18 protein-coding genes are annotated in these 17,246 nt (G+C 64.3%); 10 read left to right on the top strand and 8 right to left on the bottom strand.

The annotated features are described in order from the left end of the window. Positions 1 to 258: 258 nt before the first annotated feature. Positions 259 to 582, top strand: coding sequence for a WhiB family transcriptional regulator (locus WDS16_RS19610; RefSeq protein ID WP_068379139.1), 324 nt, complete (start codon positions 259 to 261; stop codon positions 580 to 582). A gap of 94 nt (positions 583 to 676) precedes the next feature. On the opposite strand, the gene WDS16_RS19605 is transcribed toward WDS16_RS19610, so the two are convergent. Together WDS16_RS19605 and WDS16_RS19600 are read right to left on the bottom strand one after the other, a co-directional pair. Further along, a complete protein-coding gene (locus WDS16_RS19605) occupies positions 677 to 1,807 on the bottom strand; it encodes an ArsA family ATPase (RefSeq protein WP_338886988.1) in 1,131 nt (376 codons plus the stop codon). Next, complete coding sequence (locus tag WDS16_RS19600; RefSeq protein ID WP_338886986.1) at positions 1,804 to 2,811, bottom strand: ArsA family ATPase; 1,008 nt, start codon at positions 2,809 to 2,811, stop codon at positions 1,804 to 1,806. The genes WDS16_RS19605 and WDS16_RS19600 overlap by 4 nt, the downstream gene beginning before the upstream one ends. 87 nt (positions 2,812 to 2,898) lie before the next feature. Between WDS16_RS19600 and WDS16_RS19595 the strand changes: the two genes are divergently transcribed. Beyond that, on the top strand, positions 2,899 to 3,066 hold the full coding sequence (locus WDS16_RS19595; protein WP_089244091.1) for a DUF4177 domain-containing protein: 168 nt from the start codon (positions 2,899 to 2,901) through the stop codon (positions 3,064 to 3,066). 5 nt (positions 3,067 to 3,071) lie between these two features. Then, a complete protein-coding gene (locus tag WDS16_RS19590) occupies positions 3,072 to 3,527 on the top strand; it encodes a RidA family protein (RefSeq protein WP_338886982.1) in 456 nt (151 codons plus the stop codon). Between the two features lie 99 nt (positions 3,528 to 3,626). Here the strand turns inward: WDS16_RS19590 and WDS16_RS19585 are convergent, their stop codons facing one another. After that, positions 3,627 to 4,484: a Gfo/Idh/MocA family oxidoreductase gene (locus WDS16_RS19585; RefSeq protein WP_338886981.1), complete on the bottom strand. Its 858-nt coding sequence runs from the start codon at positions 4,482 to 4,484 to the stop codon at positions 3,627 to 3,629. A 17-nt stretch (positions 4,485 to 4,501) separates the two neighbouring features. Here WDS16_RS19585 and WDS16_RS19580 point away from each other — a divergent pair, with 17 nt between their 5' ends. Then, positions 4,502 to 5,281 (top strand): MBL fold metallo-hydrolase, encoded by a 780-nt coding sequence (locus tag WDS16_RS19580; protein WP_338886979.1) that lies wholly within the window; start codon positions 4,502 to 4,504, stop codon positions 5,279 to 5,281. Here WDS16_RS19580 and WDS16_RS19575 read toward each other — a convergent pair. Both WDS16_RS19575 and WDS16_RS19570 read right to left on the bottom strand, forming a co-directional pair. Further along, positions 5,278 to 5,952 (bottom strand): Crp/Fnr family transcriptional regulator, encoded by a 675-nt coding sequence (locus WDS16_RS19575; protein ID WP_019662947.1) that lies wholly within the window; start codon positions 5,950 to 5,952, stop codon positions 5,278 to 5,280. The two genes, WDS16_RS19580 and WDS16_RS19575, sit on opposite strands and share 4 nt — an antisense overlap. 255 nt (positions 5,953 to 6,207) lie before the next feature. After that, the gene (locus WDS16_RS19570; protein ID WP_068379114.1) at positions 6,208 to 6,459 is read right to left on the bottom strand and encodes a hypothetical protein; all 252 of its coding nucleotides are present in this window, start codon (positions 6,457 to 6,459) and stop codon (positions 6,208 to 6,210) included. 161 nt (positions 6,460 to 6,620) lie between these two features. Between WDS16_RS19570 and nth the strand changes: the two genes are divergently transcribed. From nth to marP, 4 genes are read left to right on the top strand one after another with little or no spacing between them, the layout of a single operon-like run. After that, positions 6,621 to 7,307 carry an endonuclease III gene (gene nth / locus WDS16_RS19565; RefSeq protein WP_338893539.1) on the top strand — a complete coding sequence of 229 codons (687 nt, stop codon included), beginning with the start codon at positions 6,621 to 6,623 and terminating at the stop codon, positions 7,305 to 7,307. Then, complete coding sequence (locus WDS16_RS19560; RefSeq protein WP_338886974.1) at positions 7,304 to 7,963, top strand: TlpA disulfide reductase family protein; 660 nt, start codon at positions 7,304 to 7,306, stop codon at positions 7,961 to 7,963. The genes nth and WDS16_RS19560 overlap by 4 nt, the downstream gene beginning before the upstream one ends. Next, the gene (locus WDS16_RS19555; protein WP_338886973.1) at positions 7,960 to 8,790 is read left to right on the top strand and encodes a CoA pyrophosphatase; all 831 of its coding nucleotides are present in this window, start codon (positions 7,960 to 7,962) and stop codon (positions 8,788 to 8,790) included. The genes WDS16_RS19560 and WDS16_RS19555 overlap by 4 nt, the downstream gene beginning before the upstream one ends. Next, positions 8,787 to 9,977 (top strand): acid resistance serine protease MarP, encoded by a 1,191-nt coding sequence (marP, locus tag WDS16_RS19550; RefSeq protein ID WP_338886972.1) that lies wholly within the window; start codon positions 8,787 to 8,789, stop codon positions 9,975 to 9,977. The genes WDS16_RS19555 and marP overlap by 4 nt, the downstream gene beginning before the upstream one ends. On the opposite strand, the gene WDS16_RS19545 is transcribed toward marP, so the two are convergent. Then, positions 9,974 to 10,909, bottom strand: a complete 936-nt coding sequence (locus tag WDS16_RS19545) for an alpha/beta hydrolase (protein ID WP_338886971.1) — start codon at positions 10,907 to 10,909, stop codon at positions 9,974 to 9,976. The genes marP and WDS16_RS19545 overlap by 4 nt on opposite strands. 24 nt (positions 10,910 to 10,933) lie before the next feature. Beyond that, entirely contained in the window at positions 10,934 to 11,446 is a 513-nt protein-coding gene (locus tag WDS16_RS19540) for a phage holin family protein (protein WP_338886969.1), read from the bottom strand. A gap of 230 nt (positions 11,447 to 11,676) precedes the next feature. Between WDS16_RS19540 and WDS16_RS19535 the strand changes: the two genes are divergently transcribed. Then, entirely contained in the window at positions 11,677 to 13,050 is a 1,374-nt protein-coding gene (locus tag WDS16_RS19535; RefSeq protein WP_338886968.1) for an MFS transporter, read from the top strand. An 88-nt stretch (positions 13,051 to 13,138) separates the two neighbouring features. Here WDS16_RS19535 and acs read toward each other — a convergent pair whose 3' ends face one another. Beyond that, positions 13,139 to 15,082 (bottom strand): acetate--CoA ligase, encoded by a 1,944-nt coding sequence (gene acs, locus WDS16_RS19530; protein ID WP_338886966.1) that lies wholly within the window; start codon positions 15,080 to 15,082, stop codon positions 13,139 to 13,141. Between the two features lie 432 nt (positions 15,083 to 15,514). On the opposite strand from acs, the gene WDS16_RS19525 reads away from it, so the two are divergent. Continuing rightward, positions 15,515 to 17,143 carry an ABC transporter substrate-binding protein gene (locus WDS16_RS19525; protein WP_338886965.1) on the top strand — a complete coding sequence of 543 codons (1,629 nt, stop codon included), beginning with the start codon at positions 15,515 to 15,517 and terminating at the stop codon, positions 17,141 to 17,143. Positions 17,144 to 17,246 lie beyond the last annotated feature (103 nt).

The raw sequence follows: 17,246 nt of genomic DNA, 5'->3' as shown, positions 1-17,246 counted from the left end.
GCCGACTTCGAACCGGCCCGAGCGGTGTAGGCGATATGCGGAACCGCAGGTCGGGACGTCCGTACCAGAAAGTTGTCCCGCTCGTCTTGCGTTCGACGCCGGATTTACCTAAATTATGAGCACGGTGTGATTCACATAACACTTGTATATGAATGTGGGGCAGCTCCTAGATCCGTGTGCTTCGAGCAGTGGAGATAAAGGTCGAAGAGCTTCTGGAGCGTTCAGCGAGGACGTTCGTACTGCGAAGGGGTATCCGGAATGCATATGACAGCAGCGCCGACGCGGCTAGATGTAGAAGAAGCAGAAGCACGTATCGCTTGGGTTGCGCAGGCGAGGTGCAAGGGGGCGGATCCAGACCAACTCTTCGTTCGAGGTGCGGCGCAGCGCAAAGCGGCGACCATCTGCCGGCACTGCCCGGTACTCATGCAGTGCGGAGCGGACGCACTCGACAACCGTGTCGAGTTCGGGGTCTGGGGCGGAATGACCGAGCGTCAGCGGCGTGCGCTGCTCAAGCAGCACCCGGAGGTCGACTCCTGGTCGGAGTTCTTCGAGTCGCAGCGTCAGCAGCAGGCTGCGATCTGAGCCGACGTCGACCGGCCGACCAGGGCTCCACGCCCTAGGTCGACCGGCGGCGCTCGAGGCCCCAACGTCGACCTGGCTCTAGGTCGACCGGGCTTTAGGCCGACCTGGTGAGCTGATCCGCCACGGCACGTAGCGCGTGCAGATCCGACACTTCGAACGGCAGCGACGGAACGCCCACAATCGGGACCCGGGGGTGCGCCGAGGTGAAGCGTCGGAGCAATCGAAGCTCCCGCGCCGCTGTCACAGCGCGAGCAGCATGAATTCGTAGCACCGCAGCGGTGAGTACCGCAGCGTCGTCCTCCGATCCGCCGAGTTGATCGGCTGCAGTAGCCGCGTGATCGGCAGGCAACGAGGACAGCGTCGGATGGGTTCGGTTGAGAACCAGACCTGCCAACGGCATCCCTTCGCCGCTCAGCCGGTCCACGAAGAATGCTGCCTCGCGTAGGGCATCAGGTTCGGCAGCGGCTACGACGATGAAGCTTGTGCCGCTCTCCCTCAGCAGTTGGTAGGTACGCGTCGCGCGTTCTCTGAATCCGCCGAACATCGAATCGAGAGACTGGACGAACGCCGAGGCGTCGTTGAGCATTTGGCTGCCGATCACCGTCGAGACGCCGCGCAGCGCAAGTCCCATCGCGCTCGTCACCATGCGGGTGAGGCCGCGGCCGGGTGCCATCAGCAGTCGAATGAAGCGGCCGTCGAGGAACGACCCGAGCCGCTGCGGGGCGTCGAGGAAATCGAGTGCATTACGCGACGGTGGGGTGTCGACGACGATCAGATCCCACGTCGAGTCCGCCGCCAACTGCCCGAGCTTCTCCATCGCCATGTACTCCTGTGTGCCGGAGAACGACGACGCGACGGTTTGGTAGAAGGGGTTGGACAGGACCTGTTCGGCCTTCTCCGGAGTCGAATGCTCGATGACCATCTCGTCGAACGTCCGGCGCATGTTCAGCATCATTGCGTGCAGTTCACCGGTCGCCCCGGCCGGTAGCTTCACCGGTTGCGGCGAATTGTCGAGCTCGTCGACGCCGAGGGCCTGCGCAAGCCGTCGAGCCGGATCGATGGTCAGAACGACGACCTTTCGGCCCTGTTCGGCCGCGCGCAGTGCCATGGATGCCGCAGTGGTCGTCTTTCCGACGCCGCCGGCTCCGCACACCACGACGATGCGCGACGACGCGTCGAGCAAGATCTTTTCGATGTCGAGGATCGGGGCTGCCTTCGGCGTCATTTCACACCCTGTTCTCTGAGTTCTGCAGCAAGTTCGTAGAGGCCGCCGAGGTCGACGCCGTCGGCAAGCATCGGCAAGTGCATTCGCGCGGTATCGAGTTCGTCCAGTTGAGTGCCGCTCTCTACCTGCGCGGCCAGCGTCGACGCATGTTCGATCGTCTCGGTGAGCAGTCCCGCGAAATCACTGTCCGACAACGTGATTCCAGCCTTGTCCAGCCCGGACCTCAGCGCGTTCGCGTCGATGTTTCCCTGCGCTGCATCCTGCAGCGACTCGGGCGTGAGGTAGGTCGGTTCGGTTCGGTTGACGATGACGGTGCCCAGGTTGAGATCGGCTGCCTCCAGTTCGCGCACTGCGTCTGCGGTTTCCTGCACCGGCAGTGCTTCGAGCAACGTCACCAGATGCACGACGGTGTCCGCCGAATGCAGGAGTCGTACGACCCCTTCGCTCTGGGAGCGCACCGGACCACCCTTGGCGAGATCGGCCATTGCCTTGGTGACGTCGAGGAAATTTCCGATTCGGCCGGTCGGCGGTGAGTCGACGACGATCTCGTCGTACACGCGTTTCCCGTTCTTGTCGGCGCGCACGACGCACTCTTTGACCTTGCCGGTCAACAGCACGTCACGCAGGCCCGGGGCGATAGTGGTCGCAAACTCGATGGCGCCGATCTTGCGCATTGCGCGGCCGGCGAACCCGAGGTTGTAGAACATGTCGAGGTATTCGAGGAACGCTGTTTCGATGTCGATCGCGAGCGCGTACACCTCGCCACCGCCGTCTGCGCTTGCGACGCGTGTCTCCACCGGTGGCAACGGAGGGACGTCGAACAGCTGCGCGATGCCCTGCCTGCCCTCGACTTCGACCAACAGCACTCGTCTGCCGTCCGAGGCGAGAGCGAGTGCCAGTGCGGCAGCGACCGTCGACTTGCCGGTCCCACCCTTACCGGAGACGAAGTGCAGTCGCGCCCTGTCCGCCTTGCTCGGCCAGCCCTCAAAACTCGATGTGCCCACAACACGACCATATAGACGAATCGTGCACGACCTCCGAGGAACCATCGATCGCGCACGCTCGCGTCGTGTCCGACTAGGCTCACGCCCATGAGCGAAAAGATCACCTGGGAGTACTTCACCGCGCCTGTCCTGATCCATGCAACCAAGCAGATCCTCGACAACTACGGCGCCGAGGGCTGGGAACTCGTCACAATCATGTCCGGCCCCAACGGCGGCGACACACTCGTGGCCTACTTCAAGCGTCCGAAGGGCTGAGCGGAGTGGCTGCATGGAGTGAGCGCCTCGCCGAGCTCGGCATCGAGCTGCCTCCCGTCGTTCCACCGCTTGCGGCGTACGTTCCCGCGGTGCAGACGGGAAACCTGGTCTACACCGCTGGCCAGCTGCCGCTCGTGTCCGGTGAGCTGACGGCGACCGGCAAAGTCGGCGCCGAGGTAACGCCGGAACACGCGAACGAGGCCGCGAGAGTGTGTGCGTTGAACGCTTTGGCTGCCATCAATTCACTCGTCGGAGTGGACGCGATCAAACGCGTGGTCAAGGTCGTCGGGTTCGTGGCGTCGGCGCCCGGTTTCACCGGTCAGCCCGTCGTGATCAACGGAGCTTCGAATGTCCTGGGCGAGATCTTCGGTGACGCGGGCGTGCACGCACGCTCGGCCGTCGGGGTGTCCGAGCTGCCGCTCGGCGCGCCAGTCGAGGTCGAGCTGATCGTCGAGGTCTAGAGCAGAAGAAGGCGGCTCCGCCCCCAGTGGCACGGTTGAGTGCACCCCCACGCACTTAACCGCGCCACTGGGCGCGGAGCGCCCTCGAACAGCAGAGCGCTACCGGGCCGCCCGAGCGCCCTCGAGCACCTTCTGCAGGTGTAGGCCCCGATTTACCGAGCACGGATGCTCGGTGCCGGCCGCCACGGATTCGACAAACTCGTCGAGTAGGACTCGAAAGCACTCGGTCGCACTCGTGGACCTGTCCGCCAGCGACGCCACCCCGTCGATGCCGCTGAGTTCGACCCGAAACACCGAAGGCCGGACCGGCGTCGCCAACGACAGCTGCGAGGTGCTCAGCGTGCCACTGTTGTGCTCGAGCACCACCGTCCACGTGTCCGAGGCGTCGTCACGACGACACAGAACGACGTCGACGATCTCTCCGAGCGTGATGTCGAGCAGATCGAATACGTGTGGACCGACATCGAACAGAGCGCCCTCGCGGTGACGCCAAGCCGAGTTCGAGTACTCCCCACCGAGTACGGCACCCGACAGCCACGTGCCCGCCCCCGCGCTCCACTGCTTCGCGGCGGCTTCGCCCAGGAACGCCCGTGTTTCCGGTGCGAACCGGCGAGTCAACGCAACGATCGATCCGACACCGGCATGACCGATCGCCTCGGCCAGTTCGGTGGCGTCGTCGAGTGTCCCGGCGATCGGCTTGTCCAGGAGCACATGCTTTCCTGCGCGTGCCGCAGCAACAGCCATTCCCGATTGCACTTCGGGTGGTACGGCGAACGCCACTGCGTCCACATTCGCCAGAAGCTCGTCGTAGTTTTCGAAGACCGCGGCGCCCATGTCGGCGGCCGCGTCGGGTCGCCGAGCCCACACTCCCGCGAACTCGACGCCGGGATGAGCTGCCAACGACGGCGCATGTGTGGCACGTGCCCATGGACCCGCGCCTACCAGACCGATTCTCATGCTCCTAAGGTACGACTATGACTCTCGCGCATCCGGCTTACGGTCAGCTTCGACAGGTCACGCCGACGGCGGCGGTTCTGCTCGCGAACAACCCGGGCAAGATGACGCTCGACGGTACGAACACGTGGATTCTGCGAGCACCGGGCAGCGACGATCTTGTGGTCGTCGACCCGGGCCCCAAGGATTCCGAGCATCTCGATGCGGTGGCTGAGATCGGCAACGTCGTTCTGGCGTTGGTGACGCACCGCCACCGCGACCACACAGCGGGGCTGAAGAGGTTCCACAAGAAGACGGGTGCACCGATTCGGGCAATGTCGGACGAGTACGTGTACGGCAGTACGACTCTCACCGACGGCGAGGTGATCGAGGCCGCGGGACTGAAGGTCACCGTGCTGGCGACGCCCGGGCATACGGCGGATTCGCTGAGTTTCGTGCTCGACGACGCGATACTGACGGGCGACACGATCCTCGGGCGCGGCACGACCGTGCTCGATCCCACGGACGGCACATTGGCCGATTACCTGACGACGTTGGACCGCCTCGAAGCCGTCGGCGCCGGCAAGATCGCGCTACCCGGGCACGGAGCCGAAGTCGCCGACACCGCCGAGGTGGCCAGGTTCTACCGTCAGCATCGGCACGAGCGGTTGGCGCAGGTGAAAGCAGCGCTCGACGAGATCGGGCACGATGCCAAGCCGAGGCATGTTGTCAAGCATGTCTACTCGGACGTGGACAAGAAGTTGTGGCCAGCTGCGCGTATGTCCGTCAAGGCGCAGCTGGCCTACCTTCGAGAGAACTAACGAGCCCGTCGAGCCAAGCGCTCGGAGTCGGAGATCAGCACACTCTTGCCTTCGAGCCGCAGCCATCCGCGGTGCGCGAAGTCGGCAAGCGCCTTGTTGACCGTCTCACGGGAGGCGCCGACGAGCTGGGCGATCTCTTCCTGAGTCAGGTCGTGGGTGACGCGGAGTGATCCTGCTTCCTGAGTGCCGAAGCGCTGAGCGAGCTGCAGCAGAGCCTTCGCGACACGCCCGGGAACGTCGGTGAAGATGAGGTCCGCGAGGTTGTTGTTGGTGCGGCGCAAACGGCGGGCCAACACACGAAGCAACTGCTCGGCGATCTCCGGCCGCTGATCGATCCAGGCCTTGAGCGCGTCGCGGTCCATGCTGACCGCGCGGACCTCGGTGACCGTCGTGGCCGTGGACGTACGCGGGCCGGGGTCGAAGATGGAAAGCTCACCGAACATGTCCGACGGACCCATGATGGTCAGCAGGTTCTCACGTCCGTCCGGGGAGCGACGGCCGAGCTTGATCTTTCCGGAGACGATGATGTAGAGCCGATCACCTGGCTCGCCCTCATTGAAGACCACGTGTCCCCGAGGGAAATCGACCGGTTGCAGCTGCTTGGTCAGCGCTGCTACCGCAGAGGGTTCGACTCCTTGGAAGATGCCGGCCCGTGCCAGGACGTCGTCCACTTGCGCTCCTTTTGGGATGTCGCCGATACGGTCACCCGCGTCGACGAAAGGCGTTTCTCGCTTCCGTGCCTCGTGGGGCCTCGCGGCCCACCGACTCACGTAAGTAATCAAACATGACAATTATCTCGGTGAAGTCTACTTCGCCGAGATCCAAACCGAGTGATCGACGCCACCGCAACGCCGTGAAGGAATCGTACGTAAGTCGCTGTTCACCGGATATTCACGTTGAATGGGACATTTCGGTCCGCGGTGGTGTCAGCTCGCGCGTTGGTCGGCCATCTCCTCGGCGAGAGGAGTGCGACGCCTCCGACTGTTGAAACGGGCCAGTGCGTGCGGCATGCCCTCGTTGGCTAGCGTCGCGACCTCGGACGTACTGGCTTGATCCAGAAACTCCTGCACCTCTTGTTCGCGGACGCCCAGCTTGCTCAGACGGAACTCCACGCGCTCCATGGCAAGCGCGAACAGCATCAGGAGCACAGGAAAGAGCACTACGGCGAGTCCTTGCATACCGAGCAGTAAACACCGGAAAGGTCTCGATAAGAACACAGGACTGATTCGTTGCTGATTCTTGTCCGTACAGTTGTGGAGTGAAATCGACAGCCTCTCCCGCGCTCGACGTGCGCAAACGCGAAGAGACGAAATTAGGGCTCACGCGGCGAGCGCGACGCATGAATCGGGAGCTGGCCGTGGCGTTTCCGCACGTCTACTGCGAACTCGACTTCACGAATCCGCTGGAGCTCGCCGTCGCGACCATCCTGTCAGCGCAATGCACCGACAAGCGCGTCAATATCGTCACGCCCGGTCTGTTCGTGAGATATCGCACTGCGCGGGACTACGCCGAAGCCGACCGGACGGAGCTCGAGGAATACATCCGAACGACGGGCTTCTACCGGAACAAGGCGAACTCGCTCATCGGACTCGGCTCTGCACTTCTCGAGAGGTTCGACGGGGAGGTGCCCGCGAATCTGAAGGATCTCGTCACGCTGCCCGGAATCGGTCGCAAAACCGCCAACGTCGTCCTCGGCAACGCGTTCGACGTGCCCGGCATCACCGTCGACACGCACTTCGGCCGGTTGGTACGGCGCTGGCAGTGGACCGAGGAGGAAGACCCGGTCAAGGTCGAACACGCAGTAGGTGCACTCATCGAGCGCAAGGAGTGGACCTTGCTGTCCCATCGGGTGATCTTTCACGGCAGGCGTGTCTGTCACGCGCGCAAACCGGCCTGCGGTGTCTGCATCCTCGCCAAGGACTGCCCGTCGTACGGCCTCGGTCCGACCGACAAGGCCGCGGCAGCAGCGTTGGTGAAGGGTCCTGAAACCGAGCACTTGCTGTCCATTGCCGGAATCGACTCGTGACCGGATCGGCAGCTCGGTGGTCGTTGGCGGCTCTTCTCGTCGTCGTCGCCTTGGTATTTGCGATCTGGCCGCGCGGGGAGGATCCAAGTCCGTCGGCCGACCGGCCCGGCCAGGGTGCACCGATCGCCGAGGAGCGTCGGTCGGCCGACACAGACGAAGCGTTGGCCCCACTCCGCGCGCGCGCCGGGCTCGACGGATGTCCGACGCCTGAGCCGGCTCCTGAATCTTCCGGTCCCCTGAGTGGCCTCGTTCTCGAGTGCATCGGTGACGGCAGCCGGGTCGACGTGGGGCAGGCGCTCGCGGGCACACCCACGCTGATCAATCTGTGGGCGTACTGGTGCGGACCGTGTGCACAAGAACTTCCGCACTTGCAGGACTACGCCACTGCGATGGAAGGCCGAATCGGCGTCCTGACAGTGCACCAGGACCGCAACGAAGCGAACGGGTTGACCAAACTGGCCGACTACGGCGTCACATTGCCCGGTGTCCAGGACGGGGCAGGACGTATAGCAGCCGCCGTCGGCGCGCCGAGTGTCCTCCCGGTCTCGATTCTGATCGACGCGGATGGCAATGTCGCCAGGGTGCTGCCACAACCCTTCAGCAGTGTCGACGAGATCGACGACGCAGTCCGTTCGACACTCGGCATTGCCCGATGACTTCCGCGCCTGTGCCTCCTCCGTGGCTGAGCCGTGTCGTCGATGCTGCCGGCGGTAGGGGCCTGACCGAGTCGGCGGGCACCAACCCGGTACTGGAACGAACCTCGCCCGACGGGGTGATCACCCGACAGGCGTCGGTGCTCGTTCTGTTCGGTGGACCCGAGGAATCCGATCCGACCAGTCGTGGCGGCCTGCCGGCCGCCGCGGACGTCCTGCTCACGCAGCGGGCCGCGACGTTGCGTCAACACAGCGGGCAGGTCGCGTTTCCGGGCGGGGCAACAGACCCTGGCGACGAGTCGCCCATCGCCACTGCGCTTCGCGAAGCCGAGGAGGAGACCGGCTTGGATCCGGCTGGCGTACAGCCGCTCGCGACGCTCCCCGGGATCTACGTTCCACCGTCGAAGTTCGACGTCGTACCGGTGCTCGCCTATTGGCGCGCACCCAGTGTCGTCGGTGTGGTCGACACCGCCGAGGCTGCGCGTGTGGTGCGCGTTCCTCTTCGCTCCTTGCTCGATCCGGACAACCGCTTCCAGGTCAGACACCCCGCGGGCTACCAGGGCCCTGCCTTCGCCGTCGACGGAATGCTGGTGTGGGGCTTCACCGGCGGTATTCTGGCAGGCCTGCTCGCGGTTTCCGGCTGGGAAACCGAATGGGACACGAGCGACATCCGCGATCTGGAGGCGAGCTTGGCTGCTGTGGGCGCGAGTACCGACGGTCATTCCGCAGGCTCCACTCCTGCGCGCACCGACGGTCATTCCGCAGGCTCCACTCCTGCGCGCACCGACGGTCATTCCGCAGGCTCCACTCCTGTGAGGATGGATCGGTGAGCGGCTCGACTTGGGTCGACATCGTCGTCGTCGGCGTCGCTCTTCTGGCGGCGACCTCGGGATGGCGGCAGGGCGCGGTGGCGTCGGCGATGGCGTTTCTCGGTGTGGTGCTCGGCGCGGTGGCCGGAATTCTCATCGCCCCACACGTCCTCGAACATGTCGACGGAGCACGCCTGCGGGTGTTCGTCGGAATCGCTCTTATCGTGGTGCTGGTCATTGTCGGTGAAGTGTCCGGCATGGTTCTCGGCCGAGCGCTGCGCAGCGGAATGCACTCGCGCGGAGCACGATCGGTCGACAGTGTCATCGGCGCCGCCCTGCAGGCCGCCGCAGTACTCGCGGCGGCTTGGTTGCTCGCCATCCCGCTGACCTCGTCCTCGCAGCCAGAGGTCGCCAGCGCGGTCCGTGGGTCGCAGGTGCTGGGCAAAGTCGACGAGGTTGCCCCGCAGTGGCTTCGCGAGGTGCCGAAGGAATTCTCTGCACTCCTGGACACGTCGGGTCTTCCGGATGTCATCGGGCCCTTCGGCCGGACCCCGGTGGCCACCGTCGAGGTGCCAGACCCAGCGCTGCAGGCCAGCCCGGTCGTCGAACAGCTGCACCAGAGCGTCCTCAAGATCAGCGGCGTCGCACCGAGCTGCCAGAAGGCGCTCGAAGGATCCGGCTTCGTGGTCGCCCCCGAGATGGTGATGACCAACGCTCACGTCGTCGCAGGCACCGACGGTGTCACGGTCGATTCGCTGGGAACCGTGCTCGACGCAGATGTCGTCCTCTTCGATCCCGAGGAAGACGTTGCGATACTGCGTGTTCCGGGTCTGCAGGCACCAGTTCTGAACTTCGCCGGGTCTCCAGCAGTCTCCGGCGAGAGCGCGATCGTTCTGGGCTACCCAGGCGGCGGACCGTACACCGCAAGCCCGGCGAGGGTTCGTGAGACCCTCAACCTCAGCGGGCCGGACATCTACCGCACCGGCACCGTCGAGCGTGAGGTGTACACAGTCCGGGGCACTGTGCGGCAAGGTAATTCGGGTGGCCCACTGGTCGCCAAGGATGGCCAAGTACTCGGACTCGTGTTCGGTGCAGCCGTCGACGATCCGGACACCGGCTTCGTCCTCACCGCCAGCGAGGTCGCCGACGAGTTGCAGCAGAGCACGGGCACCGCCGTCGCCGTCGGGACCGGTGCCTGCATCGTCTAGTCGGTCGTGTCCGCCAGCGCTTTCAGCTGTTCGGTGACCTCGTCGGGGGCTTCCTGATGTGCGTAGTGTCCTGCGCCGAGCACAGTGTGCAGGCGTCGCTCGGGCGCCCAGCGGACATCGCCGTCGACGGTGCGGGGCAGGACGTACGGGTCCAGTTCTCCGCGAATCTGCACGACGGGGATCGTCAGACGAACGTCCATCGCCTGCATGAACCGTCGACCGTCCGAGCGGAACTGACTCCGGAACGCCCAGCGCTGGTATTCCAGCGCGCTGTGCGCGGCACCCTTGATGCGAATCGCCGACCGCATCTGCTTGGCCGCGTCGGCAAAATCTTCGGTCCCCTGCCACGCCGGACCTGAACGCATCCGCAGGATCTGCTCGGCGGCGGATCCACCGTTCTTGGTGAGAGCCCGCTCGGGAAAGAGTGGGACCTGGTACCGCAGAAAGTACGGAAGAAGAGCCTGCCGCTGGGCCTTGTTTCGAAGAACCGCCTGCCGCAGTGCAATCGGATGCGGCGAGCCGACCAGCGCTATGGACCCGACCATGCGCGGGTGTAGCGCCGCCGTTGCCCAGCACACCAGACCACCGTCGGCGTGCCCCACCAACGTGGCCTGGGCGTACCCGAGCGCGCGAATCAGGCCGACGACGTCGCCGGCCAGAGTCCACCCGTCGTAACCGCGTGGGGGTTTGTCGGAGTCGCCGTAACCGCGTAGATCGACGGCGACTGCCCGATATCCCGCAGCTGTCAGTGCAGTCAGTTGATGCCGCCACGACCACCAGAAGTCGGCGAAGCCGTGCAGGAGTACGACGAGCGGACCGTCGCTGGGAGCGTTGTCCGCCTCGACGACGTGGAACCGAATTCCGTTCGCGTGAATGTCCCGATGTGTCCACGGACCAGCGAAACGCACGGTGGACGGGTCTGGCTGGCTCATCTCTTCGGTCCGCGGGTGGCGCGGTTACTTCTTGTAGCCGGGGAGGCCCGGGGTGGAATCGTGCTGGTTCGGAAACACCGTCGATGCCTGCTTGAGCGAGTCGATGGTCTTCTCCGGCTTCCGCAGCTTCTTCACGCGCAGATAGCCGAGCAGGGCGAGCAGCCCGGCCATGAGCAGCATGAACACGAAGACGATGAGGAACGACGCCCAGCGGGGCAGCCAGATATCGAGCGTCTCGGCCGCGAAGAAGAAGAAGAAGAAGGCGCTGAAGATGAGCACGGCAAGCGCGAGCACGAAGAAAAGACTGCCCTGCAAACCCTTCTTGATTTCACCGGTGACTTCGGCCTTCGCCAGCTCGACCTCGGCACGAACCAGCGTGGAGACCTGCGTCGTCGCGTCCTTGACGAGATTGCCTATGCTCCCGGTTCCCGGCGCGCGGTAGTCGACATCCGACAGCGGGATCGACGAGATGGTGTTCGGTACTCCGTCCGAGTAGCCGGTACCGCTCCTACCATTGCCGCGATTGGTCTCGCTCAACTTCTCGACCCCTCCACTTGCTGGTTCTCCATTGCACTTCGTCCGATCTTCGCAGTAACACTAGTGCCGATCGACGGCGCCATGCTCGATGGCCGTCCGATCGGTGACTTCCGGCGTGGGGACACGGCACGCGAACGGCCCATCCCTCGGAACTTCTTAGCTGTCCTCAGGTAACTTTCCCTGCGCGTACATACCCCTTTTCCCCAAGTGCAATCGCCAGGAGCACCACCGTGAGTACTACCTCGGCCGTCCCCGGAGACGGCTCGACTGCAGCGGCCCCGGAGGTGCCACGATCTCGTATCGTCGTTGCTTCCATGGTCGGCACATCGATCGAGTTCTTCGACTTCTACATCTACGCGACGGCAGCCGTTCTCGTTTTCCCCAAGCTGTTCTTCCCTGCGGGCAACGACACGACTGCGCTGCTGGCGTCGTTCGCGACGTTTGGGCTTGCGTTCGTCGCACGGCCCATCGGTTCGATCCTGTTCGGCCACTTCGGCGACCGGATCGGACGCAAGGCAACTCTCGTCGGCTCCCTGCTGACGATGGGCGTCGCGACGTTCCTGATCGGTCTGCTGCCGACCTACGACTCGGTCGGCCTGCTGGCGCCGGCGCTGTTGGCGGTCATGCGCTTCACCCAGGGTGTCGGCCTGGGCGGCGAGTGGAGCGGCGCCGCATTGTTGGCCACCGAGACCGCCAAGCCGGGCAAGCGCGCCTGGGCCGCGATGTATCCGCAGCTGGGTGCTCCGATCGGCTTCTTCTTCGCCAACGGGATCTTTCTTCTCATCGTCGTGATCACCGGCTACGACGCGGCAACATCCGGTACCGACCATGCGTTCCTCACGTGGGGTTGGCGTGTTCCGTTCCTGCTCAGTGCCGTCATGGTTCTCATCGGCCTGTATGTGCGTCTCAAGCTGGAGGAGACGCCGGTGTTCAAGCTCGCCGTCGAGCGCGGCCAGAAGGTCAAGACGCCGCTCGCCGAGGTCTTCAAGACCAGCTGGCGTCAGCTGATCATCGGCACGTTCGTCATGCTCGCGACGTACACGCTCTTCTACATCATGACGACATGGGTGGTCAGCTACGGAACGGGCAAGGTCGCCGACGTGGGCGGCCCGAAGATCACCATCGCCTACACGGACTTCCTGGAGCTGCAGCTGATCGCGGTGCTCTTCTTCGCCGTGCTCATTCCGGTTGCCGGTCTGCTTGCCGACAAATACGGGCGACGTCCGACGCTGATCGTCATCACGAGCGCGATCGTGCTGTTCGGACTCTCGTTCCACTGGTTCGCGGCTCCCGAGAACGCGAGCGCGGGACGCATGCTGGTCTTCATGTGCGTCGGGCTCGGGCTGATGGGTCTGACGTTCGGTCCGATGAGTGCGGTTCTGCCGGAACTGTTCCCGACGAATGTGCGCTACACCGGCTCCGGAATCTCGTACAACACGTCGTCGATCCTCGGTGCAGCGGTTGCACCGTTCATCGCGACGTGGCTCGTCAGCTCCTACGGCGTCGGGTGGGTGGGCGTGTATCTCGCCATCGTCGCCGCCCTGACGCTGATCGCGTTGCTCGTCATGAAGGAAACGCGGGATCAGCAGCTCGAGGACGTCTGAGGGCCTCCGGCCCCAGTGGCACGGTTAAGTGTGTTGGAGTGCACTTAACCGCGCCACTGGGCGCGGAGCGCCCCTATTGCCTGGAGCGTCAGCGACCCTTCTTTATCGACTCGAAGACCTTCGGGTCGACAAGGGTGGAGACGTCGCCCAGTTCGCGGCCTTCGGCGACGTCACGGAGCAGGCGTCGCATGATCTTTCCGGAGCGGGTCTTCGGGAGTTCGGGGACGATGGAGATTTCGCGGGGGCGAGCGATCGGTGAGATCTCCTTGGATACTTGAGCTTTGAGCTCCTTGATGAGGTCGTCGCCGGTGTTCTCGACGCCTGCGCGCAGGATGACGAATGCGACGATGCCCTGTCCGGTGGTCTCGTCCGCAGCGCCGACGACTGCTGCTTCGGCGACACCGTGGTGGCTGACGAGCGCCGACTCGACCTCGGAGGTGGAGATGCGGTGGCCGGAGACGTTCATGACGTCGTCGACGCGTCCGAGAACCCACAGTGCGCCGTCGTCGTCGTACTTGGCGCCGTCACCGGCGAAGTACCAGCCCTCTTCGGCGTACCGCGACCAGTAGGTGTCCTTGTAGCGGTCCATGTCGCCCCAGATGCCGCGGAGCATCGACGGCCACGGCTTGTCGAGGACGAGATATCCGTTGCCGCCGTTGCCGAGTGGCTTGGCGTCGTCGTCGACGATCTTCGCCGAGATTCCGGGAAGCGGAGTCATCGCAGAGCCGGGCTTGGTGGCGGTGACGCCGGGGAGCGGGGAGATCATGATCGCGCCGGTCTCGGTCTGCCACCAGGTGTCGACGATCGGTGCGCTGCCGCCGCCGACGACGTCACGGAACCAGCGCCACGCCTCGGGGTTGATCGGCTCGCCGACGGATCCAAGCAGGCGGATCGAGCTGAGGTCGTGCGCCTCGGGAATCTCTTTGCCCCACTTCATGAACGTGCGCACCAGAGTGGGGGAGGTGTAGTAGATCGAGACCTTGTACTTTTCGATGACGTTCCAATGCCGGTGCTCGTCAGGCGAATTGGGGGTGCCTTCGTATACGACCTGCGTCGCCCGGTTGGAAAGGGGGCCGTAGACGATGTAGGAGTGTCCGGTGACCCAGCCGATGTCGGCGGTGCACCAGTAGACGTCCTTGCCTGCCTTGTGGTCGAAGACGTTGTGGTGGGTGTACGAGGTCTGGGTCAGGTAGCCACCGGAGGTATGGATGATGCCCTTGGGCTTGCCCGTGGTGCCGGAGGTGTAGAGGATGAACAGTGGATGTTCGGCCGGGAACGGCTGGGCCTCATGGTTTTTCGACGCCTGCGCGACGGTCTCGTGCCACCACAGGTCGCGTCCTTCGGTCCAGGAGACCTCGGAGTCGGTGCGCTTGACCACCAGGACGTTCTGGATGGATGCGGCTCCGTCGACTGCTTCGTCGACGGTGGCCTTGATGGGAGCGGGCTTGCCGCGTCGCCATTGTCCGTCGGTGGTGATGACGAGTTTGGCTTCGGCGTCGTCGATGCGCGAGCGCAGTGCGGTTGCGGAGAATCCGGCGAAGACAACCGAGTGGGTCAGGCCGAGGCGGGCGCACGCGAGGATGGAGACGATGGCCTCGGGGATCATCGGCATGTAGATGGCGACGCGGTCGCCGGCGACGAGCCCGAGATCGGTGAGGGTGTTCGCCGCCTGGGAAACTTCGGCGAGTAGGTCGGCGTAGGTGACGTCGCGGCTGTCGCCGGGTTCGCCTTCCCAGTGGATGGCGACCTGGTCGCCGTAGCCGTCGAGGACGTGGCGGTCGACGCAGTTGTAGGCGACGTTGAGTTCACCGTCGCCGAACCATTTCGCGACGGGGGCGTCGGACCAGTCGAGTACCTCGGTGAACGGGGTGTGCCAGTGGAGCCGGCGGGCCTGTTCGGCCCAGAACGCGAGAAAGTCCTTCTCGGCTTCGTCGTAGAGATCCGCCTGCGCGTTCGCTTGCGCCGCGAATTCGGCCGAGGGCGGGTACGCGTCTTCCGTGATCTCGGGGGCTCCAGAGGTACTGGTCGTCATCTCGAATAGCTCGCTTTCGTCCGTCAAATACCGTGCTGTTGCGGCCCTAGTGAGGGTAGTCACATGTGAGCGCGGTCGCACCGTTGCAGCGCTGTGCAACCCGCTGATCTGCGGTGATCGGTTGGTTTGGCGCGGTGGGCGGTACCACGGTAGGTCGCCGCTGACAGGTATGACCGAGGTGGGTCTCACACTCCGGGAAATGACTTGCCGAAAAGTTTCGAGCATGTTTCGTGCTTACTCGGCAGTCAGCTCAATTCCGGGGGAGTGCGCATGTTCCTTTGCGGATGTGTCTAAAGTCCTCGTTATTGAGATCGTTGCCACCTCCCGACAACCTCGGGTAGTGGCCGGCGGTCGCCCCACATGAACCCCGTGGGCGTGACGCCCGCGGGTCGACCACGGCAAACCCGTGGTCACACTAGGAGAGGATTTGTTTTGCGTAGAACACGCATTGCGGCAGCTGCGGTAGCGGTTGTCGTAGGAGCGGCGCTGGTCACAGCGTGCTCATCGAGCGACTCGTCCAGCGGCGGAGGATCCGGCGACGGTTCGGCCATCATCAACGCGTGGAGCGGCGAGCCCCAGAATCCGCTTGTTCCTACGAACACCAGCGAGAACACCGGTGGACGAGTCGTCGACTCGATCTTTGCCGGTCTGGTCTCGTACACGCCGGAAGGCGGGGTGGAGAACGAGGTCGCCGAGTCCATCGACACCACCGACGGCCAGAACTACACCGTCACGTTGAAGGACGGCTGGACGTTCACCGACGGCACTCCCGTCACCGCAAAGTCGTTCGTCGACGCCTGGAACTACGGCGCACTCTCGACCAACGCGCAGCTCCAGGGCTCGTTCTTCGATCCCATCCAGGGCTACGACGAGGTCGCTGCCGAGACGCCGACCGCTCAGACAATGTCCGGCCTGAAGGTCGTCGACGACAAGACGTTCACCATCGAGCTCAAGCAGCCCGAGGCAGCATTCCCCGATCGTCTCGGCTACGCCGCGTACTATCCGCTGCCCGAGGTCGCGTACGCCGACATCGCAGCATTCGGTGAGAACCCGATCGGAAACGGACCGTACAAGTTCGCGTCCGAAGGTGCGTGGCAGCACAACGTGCGCATCGACTTGATCACCAACCCGGACTACGACGGAAACCGTAAGCCGGCCAACGGTGGCGTCAGCTTCATCCTGTACAGCAACCTCGACACCGCGTACACGGACTTGCTCTCGAACAACGTCGACGTCCTCGACAACGTTCCGTCGTCGGCCGTCACGACGTTCGAGACGGATCTGCCGGGCCGCACCGTCAACCAGCCGTCCGCGACCATCGAGACTTTCACCATTCCGGGGCGCCTTGCGCACTTCAGCGGTGAAGAGGGCGTTCTGCGTCGCCAGGCGATCTCCAACGCGATCAACCGCGACCAGATCACCGAGCAGATCTTCAACAACACTCGTACACCGGCAAAGGACTTCACCAGCCCGGCCATCGACGGCTGGACCGGCGACCTCAGCGACGTTGCCAACGTCGAGTACGACCCGGAAAGGGCCAAGGAACTGTGGGCTCAGGCCGACGCCATCGCGCCGTGGACCGGGACCTTCGCCATCGCGTACAACTCCGATGGTGGACACCAGGAATGGGTCGACGCGGTAGCAAACAGCATCCGCAACACCCTCGGCATCGAGGCACAGGGCGCTCCTTACCCGACGTTCGCGCAGCTGCGCACCGAAGCCACCGACCGCACCATCCCGACGGCATTCCGCTCGGGTTGGCAGGGTGACTACCCGCAGCTCTACGGCTTCCTGGCGCAGAACTACCAGACTGGCGGCAGCTCCAACGACGGGGACTACTCGAACCCCGAGTTCGACCGTCTGCTCCGCGAGTCGGCCGGCGAGACCGACTCCGCAGCAGCACAGGAACTGATCAACCAGGCGCAGGAAATCCTGCTGAACGACCTGCCTGCAGTGCCCACCTGGTACCGCAACGCAGCGAGCGGCTGGTCCGAGAACGTGACCAACGTGAAGATCGGTTGGGACGGTATCCCGATCTACAACGAGATCGAGAAGAACTGATCCCTCTCTTCACATCTTCACGAGACCGAGCAGGGCGGTAGGTCTTCACACCTACCGCCCTGCTCGTGTCCTCTTCCTTCGTGTCTCGTACGACGCCACACTG

Source organism: Rhodococcus sovatensis, from assembly GCF_037327425.1.
GTDB classification, from domain to species: domain Bacteria; phylum Actinomycetota; class Actinomycetes; order Mycobacteriales; family Mycobacteriaceae; genus Rhodococcoides; species Rhodococcoides sovatense.
The sequence above is the reverse complement of the archived record's forward strand: the minus strand, read 5'-3'. Positions and strand labels throughout refer to the sequence as shown.